The 12,053-nt window shown below is 64.3% G+C and carries 11 protein-coding genes; 2 read left to right on the forward strand and 9 right to left on the reverse strand.

Annotation, left to right across the window (positions count from 1 at the left end; translation table 11 throughout):
- From nrfD (Q0H50_RS05565) to Q0H50_RS05605, 9 genes are all read right to left on the reverse strand, one after another.
- Positions 1 to 783, reverse strand: a 783-nt coding sequence (nrfD, locus tag Q0H50_RS05565) for an NrfD/PsrC family molybdoenzyme membrane anchor subunit (protein WP_294420316.1), incomplete at its 3' end; no start/stop codon positions are given.
- Positions 784 to 795: 12 nt separating this feature from the next.
- Positions 796 to 1,422, reverse strand: coding sequence for a 4Fe-4S dicluster domain-containing protein (locus tag Q0H50_RS05570; protein WP_294415915.1), 627 nt, complete (start codon positions 1,420 to 1,422; stop codon positions 796 to 798).
- A 10-nt stretch (positions 1,423 to 1,432) separates the two neighbouring features.
- Positions 1,433 to 3,832, reverse strand: a complete 2,400-nt coding sequence (locus Q0H50_RS05575; RefSeq protein WP_294420318.1) for a molybdopterin-dependent oxidoreductase — start codon at positions 3,830 to 3,832, stop codon at positions 1,433 to 1,435.
- Positions 3,833 to 4,150: 318 nt separating this feature from the next.
- Positions 4,151 to 5,098 (reverse strand): slipin family protein, encoded by a 948-nt coding sequence (locus tag Q0H50_RS05580; protein WP_294362939.1) that lies wholly within the window; start codon positions 5,096 to 5,098, stop codon positions 4,151 to 4,153.
- Positions 5,095 to 5,535: a GntR family transcriptional regulator gene (locus Q0H50_RS05585; protein ID WP_294420321.1), complete on the reverse strand. Its 441-nt coding sequence runs from the start codon at positions 5,533 to 5,535 to the stop codon at positions 5,095 to 5,097. The genes Q0H50_RS05580 and Q0H50_RS05585 overlap by 4 nt, the downstream gene beginning before the upstream one ends.
- 127 nt (positions 5,536 to 5,662) lie before the next feature.
- Positions 5,663 to 6,529, reverse strand: coding sequence for an NrfD/PsrC family molybdoenzyme membrane anchor subunit (gene nrfD / locus Q0H50_RS05590; protein ID WP_294420324.1), 867 nt, complete (start codon positions 6,527 to 6,529; stop codon positions 5,663 to 5,665).
- 409 nt (positions 6,530 to 6,938) lie between these two features.
- On the reverse strand, positions 6,939 to 7,247 hold the full coding sequence (locus Q0H50_RS05595) for a hypothetical protein (protein ID WP_294420331.1): 309 nt from the start codon (positions 7,245 to 7,247) through the stop codon (positions 6,939 to 6,941).
- A gap of 226 nt (positions 7,248 to 7,473) precedes the next feature.
- A complete protein-coding gene (locus Q0H50_RS05600; protein ID WP_294420338.1) occupies positions 7,474 to 9,183 on the reverse strand; it encodes a phospho-sugar mutase in 1,710 nt (569 codons plus the stop codon).
- 209 nt (positions 9,184 to 9,392) lie between these two features.
- Positions 9,393 to 9,518 (reverse strand): hypothetical protein, encoded by a 126-nt coding sequence (locus Q0H50_RS05605; RefSeq protein ID WP_294420344.1) that lies wholly within the window; start codon positions 9,516 to 9,518, stop codon positions 9,393 to 9,395.
- 253 nt (positions 9,519 to 9,771) lie between these two features.
- On the opposite strand from Q0H50_RS05605, the gene Q0H50_RS05610 reads away from it, so the two are divergent.
- The gene (locus tag Q0H50_RS05610) at positions 9,772 to 11,415 is read left to right on the forward strand and encodes an ATP-binding protein (RefSeq protein ID WP_294420347.1); all 1,644 of its coding nucleotides are present in this window, start codon (positions 9,772 to 9,774) and stop codon (positions 11,413 to 11,415) included.
- 5 nt (positions 11,416 to 11,420) lie between these two features.
- Positions 11,421 to 12,053, forward strand: a 633-nt coding sequence (locus Q0H50_RS05615; protein WP_294420349.1) for an AAA family ATPase, incomplete at its 3' end; no start/stop codon positions are given.

Genomic DNA, 12,053 nt, shown 5'->3' on the forward strand with positions numbered 1-12,053 from the left:
GATGCCGAGCACATGAGATGCGCCCTCGGTCCCCGGGTACGCCGTGGTCAGAAGCTCGCAGCCGATGAAGAACGCATCCACCGCGATGAACGTGGCGAGCAGACGCGCCAGGTTCGCGAACAGCTCGCGACCGCAATCGAACACGCCGGCCTTGCGCACCGCCGCCAGGACCACCATCAGAAGCGCCAAGCCTGAGTCGCAGGCGGACGCCACGAAGATGGGGGCCATGATGGCCGAGTACCAGCCCTCCTTGGCGATCTCCAGGCCGAAGATCCACGCCGTCACGCTGTGCACCAGGATGGCGACCGGCAGCGCCACGTACGACAGCATCTTCACCTTGCGCTCATCGCCGCGCCGCAGCCAGATGATGTCCAGCACGTTGATGACCAGGTACGTCGTGATGACGCACATGTCCCACGCCAGCGGGCTGGTGAAGTTCAAATGGATGAACATGTTCCAGATGCGCTGGATGCCGCCCAGGTCGATCAGGATGAACGCGCCTGCGCACAGGATGCACACCGTGGAGGTGATGACCGCGGGCATGGACACGCGCTTGAACGACTCGATGCCGAACACGTGCGCCGAGCTGGCCACGATCAGGCCGCCGGCGGACAGGCCGACGAAGAACATGAAGCACGTGATGTACAGGCCCCACGACACGCCGTTGGACATGCCCGTCACGCACAGGCCCTGCGTCAGCTGGAACACATAAGCGCAGAAGCCGATCACCATGATCGCCGCCAGAACGCCGACGCCGATCTTAGACTGAGCCGAAAGTTTCATAACGGCACCCCTTTACTCGTCGAAGTAGAAGACTTGGGGCTTCGTGCCCTTCTCTTCCAGCAGAATATGCACATCCTTGCCCTTCGCGGCGCGCAGCTGCGCCAGCTCCGAGTTCGGGTCGTCCAGATCGCCGAACACGCGGGCGTGCGTCGGGCAGCACACCACGCACATCGGCTCCTCGCCGGCATCGGTGCGCTCCTTGCACAGCGTGCACTTCTCCATCACGCCGCGAGTGCGCACGGGCACGCGCGCGTCACCCCAGTTGAAATCGCCGTCGCGCTGGGGGTCTTCCCAGTTGAACACGCGGGCGTTGAAGGGGCAGGCGGCCATGCACATGCGGCAGCCGATGCAGCGGTCGTAATCGATCTCCACGCGGCCCTGGTCGTCTTTGTACGTGGCGCCGGTCGGGCACACCTTCAAGCAGGCGGGGTTCTCGCAATGCTGGCACGCCAGGGGCACATAGGTGCGCGTCAAGTTGGGATACTCGCCCACGGCGCCGTCGATGGCGTCGCAGCCCTCGGTGATCACGCGGTTCCACAGCATGCCGTCGGGCACGTTGTTCTGCATCTTGCAAGCGTTCGCGCAGGTGTGACAGCCGATGCAGCGATCAAGGTTGATACCGATTGCAAGTTTCGTCATGGCATATCACCTACGCTTTCTTCACTTCGACAAGGGTGTCGTTGTACGGGATGGGCGCGCCGGTGGGCAGGTACTCATCGCGCGGGTTCACGTGGTCGTTCGTGACGTTCTGCGTGTTCCCCTCCTCGATGTACTTGCTCCAGCCCGCTTCCCAGGTGCGGCAGGAGCCGGGGCGCACGGCGTTGTTCGCGCGCGCCACGCACTTGAACGAGCCGCGGTCGTTGAACGCCTCCACCAGGTCCCCGTCGGCGATGCCGCGCGAGGCCATGTCGGCCGGGTTCAGCTCCAGCGTGGGCTTGGCGAATTGCTGCACCCACTTCGCCGCCTTGAAGTGCGAGTGGTTGGAGAAACGGGTGCGCGTCTGCGTGAACTGCAGCGGGTACTTCTCCGCCAGCGGGTTGCCGGCGTACGCCTCGTTGTTCTCCTCCCAGTTCGGCCATGCCTGCTCGCAAGGCTTCCATGCCTCGTAGTACGGTTCCATGCGCGTGGTGGGGGTTTCGAACTTGAGGTCGGTGTAGGCGCGGCGCGGCTCGTCGACGTCGGCCATCTTCATGCTGCCGTGGTTCTTCTCCAGCTCGGCCAGCGTGATGCCCTGCTCGGCAAGGTCCTCGGAGTGCTCGATCTGGTAGCGCACCAGTTCCTCCGCGGTCTTGGGCAGATACTCGCCCACGCCCATCTCCTCGGCGATCAGGCGCATGACGTCGAAGTCGGGCTTGCTCTCGAACAGCGGGTCGATGCACTTCGTCTGCAGGTTCACATGGTTGTAGTCGCTGCGCACGATCGAGTGCTCGACGGTGTCCTCGAACTTGCTGCACACCGGCAGCACGATGTCGGCGTACTTCACCGTGTCCTCGTAGTACATGCCGATATGCACGATGAAGTCCAGCGAGTCAATCCACCCGCGCGTCTTGTTCATGTTCGCCCAGTACTGCTGGAACGTGTTGCCCAGCGAGATGATCACATGCACGCCGCCATCGCGATCGGGGAAGCGGTCGGAGCGGACGTCCAGCTCAGCGGGCTTGAACTGCTCGGGAAGCTCCCATTCGCCCAGCGTGACGCTGTAACCGCCGCCGCCGATGCCGTGGCCGATGCCGCAGCCGGGCTTGCCGATATTGCCCGTGAGCGACACCAGCACCATGCCGGCGTGGCCGATGATGTCGGGGTTGGAGTACTTGTCGGAGCCGCCCTGGCCGAACGCCAGGTACGCCGCGCCGCCCGTGGCGTACTTGCGCGCCACCTCCGCGATCGTCTCGGCGCTTGCGCCGCAGACGCCTTCGGCCCACTCGCACGTGTACGGGCGCTGATTGCGCTTAAGGCTTTCGAACACGGTGACGGCCTTCTTGCCATCCACGTCGAACGAGCCCTCGAGCGCGGCGGTCGCAACGGCCTCGGCATACGGGACCGCCGCGCCCTTGGCGGCGTCCCACACCATGAAATCGCCGGGATCGACCGGTTCGCCGGTCTCCTCGTCGGTTCCCCAAGCCGCGCCCGTGCGCAGCAGCTTGCCCGTGGCCTCGTCCATAAGGAACGGGAACGACGTGTGCTCGCGCATGTAAGCTTCGTCGTAGAGCTTGTTGTCCAGGATGTAGCTGACCATGCCCAGGTAGAACGCCGCATCGGTGCCCGGGATCACGGGGATCCACTTGCTGGCCTTGCCGGCCGTGGTGGAGAAGTGCGGGTCGAGCACGATGATCTCGCAGCCGGCCTTCTTCGCATCCAGGAACGTGTTCGACTGCATCATGGAGCTTTCCAGCAGGTTCGTGCCGGAGATCACGAGCGTCTTGGTGTTCACCCAGTCGCGCGTCTCGTTCGTGCCGCCGCCGAACACGTCGCCGCCGATGGCCGGCGCGGAGCCGTTGCCCGTGCCGCGGTCGATGCCGGGCTCGACGCCGGTGGCGCAGCCCAGAAGCGCCGGCAGGAAGCCGAAGCGCGGCTCGTTGGAAGCGGACATGTACACGGACTGCTTGCCGTACTTGTCCCAGGCCTTCCTCAGCTCGTCGCCCACCGTCTTGATGGCCTCGTCCCAGCTGATCACCTCGAACGAACCCTCGCCGCGTGCGCCGACGCGGCGCATGGGCGACTGCAGGCGCTCATCGCTGTAGACGTGCTGGATCTCGGAAATGCCCTTCACGCATACGTGGCGGTAGTACGGGTCGACCGTGTCGTTGGGCTGGATCATGGCCAAACGGCCGTCGCGCACCGTGCATTTGAGCGAGCAACGCCCCGTGCACATGAACTGGTGCAGCGTGTATACGGTCTTCTCGTCGGCAGCCTGCTGCGTGGCGGCGCCCAGCCAGGCGTCGCAGCCGGTCATGGAACCGGCGGCAGCCAAGCCCGTCGCTCCCGCAACGCCGACCTTGAGAAAATCCCTACGGGTCAAACCGCGGCTTGCGCTTTGCGTTCCCGTCATCTCTCCTCCTCGGTTATCTCTCCGAAAGCATCGACCCCGCGCCGCGCGCCTCCGCCCGTTTGCAACCGCGCGAAAGAAACGGCCCGAGATCAAGCTCCCCCATTCGTGCATACCATGGATGGCCAACCTCTCGAGCCGTATATTACTCTTATGTTGAACTAGTTCAATAGTTCAATGGTTATATTTTGCAAAGAATATCTTCTACCTGGGGAAATGCTTGCGCGCAGCTTGCTGCGGCACTTGGGTTTCCGACTTGTTTGCCCTTTTGAACCTGTCGGACACGCCGCTGCAGCAGTGCAAGCCTGAAGCGCTTCCCGCCTACTTCGCCATATCCTTGCCCAGGTCGACGAAGCCGTCGGCCAGGCTGCTGGGCGCAAGCAGCACGCCCTTGCCGTCGCGGGCGCTTTCGTAGGAAAGGTTCATGGCCCGCAGCTGCATGGCGCCCGGCTCCTCGTTGTACACGCGCGCCGCCTCCACGTACATCTCGGAGATGTCGCGCTCGACGTCGGCCAGGAGCACGCGGGCATCGCGTTCGCGTTCGGCCTGGGCCTCTCGCGCCAACGAGTCCTGCAGCTCCTTCGGGATCTTGATGTTGCGGATCTCCACCGAAATGACGCTGATGCCCCATTCCTCGCATTTCTCCGCCATGAACTCCTGCAGCTCGTGATCGAGCTGGCGGCGACGGACGGAAAGCTCCGCCAGCGTCACCTGGCCGATGGCGTCGCGCACGGCCGTCTGCGCCGCACGGCGCACGGCCTGCGGGAAGTTCGCCACCTCGAGGCACGCCTTCTCGGAATCATAGACCATCCAGAACAGGATGGCATCGACGTCGACGCTGACCAGGTCTGACGTCAGCGCCTGCTCGGCGTAGAACGCCGTGGTGATGGTTCGGCGATCGATGTGCATCGCCACGGAGTCGACGAACGGCACGACCACGTACACGCCCGGGCCCGCGATCTTGCGGAACCTGCCGAAGCGCAGCAGCGCCACATGCTCCCATTGCGCCGCCACGCGCACCGTCGACGCGAGCAACAGCCCCGCCGCCGCCGAGCCGAGCACGGTGAACACGCTCAGCCACGGTGACGTGAGGGCGAAAACGGCGGCAAAGCCCACCGCGAACATGAGCAGGGCGAAGCTGTACACACCGACGCGGCTTGCGTCCTTTTCGGTGATGATGTTGTCGGGGGACTCGTGCGACACGTTGGCGAACGCGACGTCCGCCTGCTCGCTTCCACGATGCCCGCGCCGCGGTCCGAACCTTCTCATACGAACATCCCCCCTGCCCGCTTCGCCACCGCCTCGGCGGCATCCGCCTCGGACAGCCCCAGCTCCTTGCATTGCTCCAAGAACTTGTCGATCAGCATATCAACCGCGGCTTTCGCATCCTGCGCCTCATAGCCGCTCGAGTTGATCTCGGCCACGAACGTGCCCTTGCCGCGGCGCGTGATGACGTAGCCGTCCTTCTCGATGTCGCGATACACCTTGCTGACCGTGTTGTAGTTCACCTTCAGCGACGAGGACAGGTCGCGCACCGTCGGCAGCTTCATGCCGGGCGGGAACGTGCCCGACACCACCAAGTACACCAGCCTGTTGCGCAGCTGCATCCAAATGGGGATGCCGCTGTCCTCGTCGATGGTGATGAGGTCCTTGTCGGCGACCAACGCGGATTCGCCGGTTTGCCTTGTATTGGAGATCGCCGTCATGGCCTGCCCCGTTCCGTATCGATACGCTTCGCTAAGGCGCCTGCGAGGCGCCATGGGCCCGGGCTTTTGCTTTCGCACGAACCCGAAGCGTCTTGCGCAAGCGCGTAGTTTACCTAATGAACTATCATTATGTCACAATCAACGAAACCGCGGCATGCGAAGCGGCAAGCACCACGCAATATCGCAGGCACAGGCCGCCCGCCAACGTCGATGCCGCGCTTATCGGCCGCAGGGCCGGCACAGGCGCCACACGCGCGATCAAGTCCGCGAAGACCGGGATGGCGAATCCGCACAACACCAGCCCACCCCAGAACACCCCAGCGAGCTGCCCCGAAAACAGCAGTTCGCAAGACCGTTGCGCCTCGCCGCCCGCCAACCACCGCGACGCGAGGAACGCCGCCAGCACGACAAGCTCCGCCGCGCGCAGCAAGCGGGCAGCGCCTTTCAGCGCCGAGGACCTTTGCGCCGATCCCGAGAGGATGAAGGCGGAAAGCGAGATGAAGGCGCAGCCGCAGCTTACGGCCGACACGACGAACAGCGCGACCAAAAGCCAGGTGTTCCAAAACTCGACGGCCGCCATCGACGACAGCAGCACGCCGGTATAGCCCATCACGCCGATGGACGCCAGGGCGCCGGCGATTTCCAAACAGCGGAACAGATACGGCACGTCTATCTTCGCGGCGATCATGGCCGATACCGCCAACGAGAACGTCAAACCAAGCACGATCAGCCATGCGCCCATCGACACGATGGAGCGCAGCGGATTCTCGAACAGATACCATATATCGAGGGGGTCCCCAAGATCGCAGAACAGCATGAGCGCCGCCAGCGCCAAAAGCCCGAAGGCGCCGAACATGCCGCATCGCGAGCAAAGCGGCACGCGACGCGCATCCCAGCCAGGATTCGCACAAACATCCATCACCGTGGCGCACAGGAAGGCGCCTCCGGCCGTGCCGGCGAGAAACAAATACCAGATAGCGAAATCGCTGAACACGCGCACCCCTTCCCTTTTCCACGCCGCAGTATACCCAACCGACGGCACAGCAAGCAAAACCGGGGAACCGCTACGCTACGTCCCCGAAGCGTCATGAGGGAAGCTTTATCGGGTTTCGTGGCTCAGATTGCGAGTTTTCCGAATCGCCGGCGATAAGTGATGGCTTGGTTTCGCGAGTTTGTTGCGTTTGGTGCATTTTTCGGCCCGCATATTACATCGCATGCGGCTAAGTCGCACGAACATGGCAAGTCAGCCTCGCGAAAAGTCGGAAAACTCGCAATCTGAACCACGATCAGCGAAAAACGTTCCCAGCGGGATAGCCCCCGCCCGACATCTCGGGGACGTAGCGTTTACTGTCCGGCCCAAACACTTCGGGGACGTAGCACTAACTGTCCGAACCGGGAAACCGCTACGCATCCTCCCAGGGATGCGAAGTCAGATGCCAGCCGCCGCAATAGGGGCATTCGTAGATCTGCAGGCCGCGTTTGCCCTGCTTTTGACACCAGGCAAGGTTCTCCCGAGCCTCCGCCAGCGTGGCGTAGCGGTTCTTCGATTCGCACGCCTTGTATCGCTGCGCGGATTCGCGTTCCTCCGAAAGATGGGCATGGCGCGAATCCTCCCGCGCAAACACGTCATCGAGCGCGTCGAAGCCGCCCAACTGCGCGTTGAACTGCGCCTTCTCCTTCGCCCAAGAAGAGCGATTCTTCTTCGAGGCCACAGTCTCCCTCCTTTGCTAAATCCACAAGCAAACATCCCGGACACGCACGTACGGCGCGCAAGCGTATCCGGAAAAGACGCCTTCGAGCACTTGGATATAGCCCCAAGCGCCCGAACCAAACGGCAAAACACGGGACGTCTTCCGAAGAACGCCCCCAAAGGTACAAAAATCCCCCGGACACTTAGTGCTACGTCCCCAAAGCGTCCGGGGGTTGGGATCTGGTCAGTTAGGCCAGCAGCTGGCGGCCGGCGGCTTCCAGCTCGTCGAGCAGCGCATCGGCAGCCTCGCGGCTGGAATCCTTCGCGAACACGTACAGCTTGATCTTCGGCTCGGTGCCGCTCGGGCGCACGATGACCTTGTTGCCGCCTTCCACGTCGAACTCCACCACGTTGGCGGAAGGCAGGCCGTTCACGCCGCCCTGGTAGTCGACCACGGCCTCGACCTTGCGGCCGGCAAGCTCCGCCGGCGCGTTCGTGCGCAGGCCCGCCATGAGGTCGGCCATCTTCGCCGCGCCGTCGGCGCCGGGGTAGGACAGCGACACGGTGCGGTTGAGCCACCAGCCGTGCTTGGCGTACAGGTCGCGCATGGCCTGCGCCAGGTTCTTGCCCGCCAGCTTGTACTCCTGCGCCATCTGGCAGATGAGCAGGCTGGCGTTCACGGCGTCCTTGTCGCGCACGTGGTCGCCGGACAGGTAGCCGTAGCTTTCCTCGAAGCCGAAGATGAAGCGATCGGCCTGGCCCGCATCGGCCAGCTCGGTGATGATATCGCCGATGTACTTGAAGCCCGTCAGACAACGGCGCAGCTCGAAACCGTATTCCGCGGCCAGCGCGTCGACCATGGCCGACGACACGATGGTGGTCACGGCCACCTTGCGCGTCAGGTCCTCGCCGCGCTCGGCGCGCATGCGGCACACGTAGTCGAGCAGCAGCACGCCCATCTCGTTGCCGGTCAGCAGCGTGTAGTCGTCACCGTCCTTGCAGGCCACGCCCACGCGGTCGGCATCGGGGTCGGTGGCCAGCAGCAGGTCGGGGTGCACCTGCTCGCACAGGTCGATGCCCTTCTGCATGGCCTCTCGAATCTCGGGGTTCGGGTACGGGCACGTGGGGAAGTTGCCGTCGGGCTGCTCCTGCTCGGGCACCACGGTGACGTCGGAGACGCCCGCGCGCGCGAGCACGGTGGTCACGGGGATAAGGCCCGTGCCGTTGAGCGGCGTGTACACCAGCTTCAGCGGGGCGGCGGCGATCTGCTCGTCGGACAGGTTGTTCACCGACTGCGCCAGCACCGCATCGTAGTAGCGCTCGAGCACGACGTCTTCGATCCACTTGATCTTGCCCGATGCCACGGCCTCATCGAAGTCCATGGACTTCACGCCGGAGAACGCGTCGGTTTCGGCGATGGCAGCGGAAATGGCGGCGGCAGCCTGGCTGGTAATCTGGCAGCCGTCGGGGCCGTAGGCCTTGTAGCCGTTGTACGGCGCGGGGTTGTGGCTAGCCGTCATGCAGATGCCGCCCGAGCAGCCCAGGTCGCGCACCGCCCACGAAAGCGTGGGGACCGGGGAGATGCGCGGGTACACGTATGCCGTCACGCCGTTGGCCGCCATGATGGCGGCGGTGGTGCGCACGAACAGCTCGCCGTTGTTGCGGCTGTCGCGGGCGATGGCGACGGAGGGGTTTTCGAAGTTCGCGTTCAGGTAATCGGCGAAGCCCTGCGTGGCGCGGCCCACCGTGTAGATGTTCATGCGGTTCGTGCCGGCGCCCAGCACGCCGCGCAAGCCGGCGGTGCCGAACGACAGGTTCTGGAAGAAGGCGTCGGTCATCGCGGCGTTATCGCCAGCGTCAGCCTTTGCCTGCATGTCGGCCAGCTCGGCCGCCAGATCGGCATCCTGCACGTTCTCAATCCAATGCGCAAGCTCGGCGCGCACATCGATATCGCTCATAAGGTTTCCTTCGCTTCTAGCCGTTTGCCCTGGTTGTGCGGGCGCAGCGGCGCGTCGCGGGCATGCGCCCCGCGCGGGAGGGCATGCGCCCCGCGCGGCCGGCTTCCGTCCGATGCGGCGCAGGCACGCGGCCGCCTTCCAACCAGGCTTTCCTGCATATGCCGCCCATTGTAAACGACCCGCCGGCGAAGCGGGCGAACCCGACAGCATCAGCGCAGTTGCGCGCCGCCACCTGCACGGCCGCCGTCGAAACCGGACAGATCGGGGACGTAGAACCAAGTGTCCGGCGGCGACACGACCGCCGCCTTCGCACCGACGTCGGGCCATGAACACACCTCCGTCCCCTGTTCGCGATGAGGCATGCCCTCGCGGCGGCGGACCGCAAACCGGACAGATAGTGCTACGTCCCCGAAGCGTCCGGCTCCACGCGCGGGGGCGGGCTTGTGCCCCCTCCCAGGCTGTGCTTCGGGGTCACCCCCCCTTACCTGGTTGTTTTCGCTGACCTTTTTTCTTCAAATATAGGTTAAATCGACGGGCTTCCCTGTGTAATCCATGGCATAATAGTACAGTTTCGAATCTGGAGGTGACATGGGGTTATTCGGCGCAAAGCATAAACGATCCGACGCGCAGCTTCACCAGCTGCTCGACGATGCGCACGCAGGCTCCGACCAGTGCGTCCGCGTCCTGCTGCGGCGGACCGACCTGTACCCCGTCTACATCTCCCCGAATTTCCGCACCATGCTCGGCGTGGACCCGCAACGCTACATCGACGACGTCCACGTGCTGCTGCGCCACATCCCCGCCGAGGAGCAGCCGAACCTGAGGCGCGCCGTCAAGGCATGGGACCGCACCGGCAAGCTCAGCCAGCTGTGCGCCTACGATATGCCCGGCAACCAACCGGTCCGCAAGCACTTCCGCATCACGACGACGCCCACCGCAAATGGCGAGCATTACCTGGTCGAGTTCATCGACGTCACCGAAGAGCAGCAGGCCATCGAGCAGGCCTGCGCCGAGCGCGACCGCGCCCTGCAGATCGTGGAGGGCCGCTCAAGCTTCATGAGCCAGATGAGCCACGAGATCCGCACGCCGCTCAACGGCATCAAGGGCATCATCGAGCTCGCCCGCGACCACAGCACCGAGCCCGAGCTTCTGCTCGACGACCTGCAGCGCGCCGACGAGCTGTCGGCCTACCTGCTGTCGCTCATCAACGACGTGCTCGACATGAGCCGCCTGAACAGCGGGCATGTGGAGCTTGAGGCGCTTCCCTTCGACATGCGCCTGGTGGCAAGGGAGCTGCAGTCCATGTTCGAGAAGCAGGCCCAGGACGCCCAGATCGACTACCGCGTGGAGATGGACGGCTGCGACGACGTGCTCCTGGTCGGCGATCGCATGCGCCTGAACCAGGTGATCGTGAACTTCATATCCAACGCGCTCAAGTTCACGGATGCCGGCGGCAGCGTCATCATCACCATACGCGAGATGTACCGCAACGAACGGACCGTCAACTACCTCATCCGCGTGCGCGACACCGGCAAGGGCATGGACCCGCGCTACATCAGCCGCATCTTCCTGCCCTTCGAGCAGGAGGACCGCACCATCGCCCGCCGCTACGGCGGCACGGGCTTGGGCATGGCCATCACCGATGCGCTCGTCGACCTGATGGGCGGCACGATCGTCGTCGACACCGAACCCGGCAAGGGAAGCGACTTCACCGCCAACATCCCCTTCAAGCTTGCCGACGCGAAGCAGGTCGAGCAGCTTGAACAGGAGGGCGAAACGCTGGAAACCCGCTCCGACGACAGCGGCACGCCGACCGAATACGAGTTTGCCGGCAAGCGGTTCCTGCTGGCCGAGGACAACGACCTCAACGCCATGATCGCCGCCGCGATGCTCGAGGACCTCGACGTCGCCGTGGACCGCGCTGACGACGGCCCCGTCGTGGTGGACATGTTCGAGAAATCGGCGATCGATACCTATGACGCCATCCTCATGGACATCCAGATGCCCACGTTCAACGGATGGGAGGCCACGCGCCGCATCCGCGCCCTTGAGCGTCACGACGCCCAAACGGTGCCCATCATCGCGCTGTCCGCCAACAACTACGTGGAGGACGCGCGCGAATCCCGCAAAGCCGGCATGAACGGACACACTGGCAAACCCATCGAAATCGCCGAGCTGAAGGCGCAGCTTGCCGCGGCAACGGCGGAATCAGCCCTATCGAGCAGGAGGTAGATCACGTGATCGTCGATCACTCGCGCGCCATCATAGACGAGGTGGGCAAGGCCCTCGTCGGGAAAAGGGACGTCATCGAGAAGGCCCTCATGGCCATCTACGCCGGCGGCCACATCCTGCTCGAGGACGTCCCCGGCACCGGCAAGACCACGCTGGCGCTGTCGCTGTCGAGGGCGCTTGACCTGAAGTGCAAGCGCGTGCAGTTCACGCCCGACACCATGCCCTCCGACATCACGGGCTTCTCCATGTACGACCGCGACGCCCACGGGTTCCGCTTCACCTGGGGCGCCGTGAACTGCAACCTTTTGCTGGGCGACGAGATCAACCGCACCAGCGCGAAAACCCAATCCGCCCTGCTCGAGGTCATGGAAGAGCTGTCGGTCACCGTGGACGGCGTCACGCACAAGGTGCCGCGCCCGTTCGTGTGCATCGCCACGGAAAACCCCGTGGGCTCGGCCGGCACGCAGCCGCTGCCCGACAGCCAGCTGGACCGCTTCATGGTGCGCCTGTCCATCGGCTACCCGTCGGCCGACGATCAGATGCAGATCCTGAAGGCCAAGCGTTACGTCAACCCGCTGGATTCCGTGCAGGCGAAGATCGACCGCGACGACCTGTTGGAGGTGCAGAACTTCCTGGGC

Source organism: uncultured Senegalimassilia sp. (assembly GCF_934632265.1).
Classification (GTDB): Bacteria; Actinomycetota; Coriobacteriia; order Coriobacteriales; family Eggerthellaceae; genus Senegalimassilia.

What these genes read in the sequence shown, in the direction of transcription:
- Q0H50_RS05570 (WP_294415915.1), bottom strand. Translation starts at nt 1,422, where the DNA reads ATGACGAAACTTGCAATCGGTATCAACCTTGATCGCTGCATCGGCTGT.
- Q0H50_RS05575 (WP_294420318.1), bottom strand. Translation starts at nt 3,832, where the DNA reads ATGACGGGAACGCAAAGCGCAAGCCGCGGTTTGACCCGTAGGGATTTT.
- Q0H50_RS05580 (WP_294362939.1), bottom strand. Translation starts at nt 5,098, where the DNA reads ATGAGAAGGTTCGGACCGCGGCGCGGGCATCGTGGAAGCGAGCAGGCG.
- Q0H50_RS05585 (WP_294420321.1), bottom strand. Translation starts at nt 5,535, where the DNA reads ATGACGGCGATCTCCAATACAAGGCAAACCGGCGAATCCGCGTTGGTC.
- Q0H50_RS05600 (WP_294420338.1), bottom strand. Translation starts at nt 9,183, where the DNA reads ATGAGCGATATCGATGTGCGCGCCGAGCTTGCGCATTGGATTGAGAAC.
- Q0H50_RS05610 (WP_294420347.1), top strand. Translation starts at nt 9,772, where the DNA reads ATGGGGTTATTCGGCGCAAAGCATAAACGATCCGACGCGCAGCTTCAC.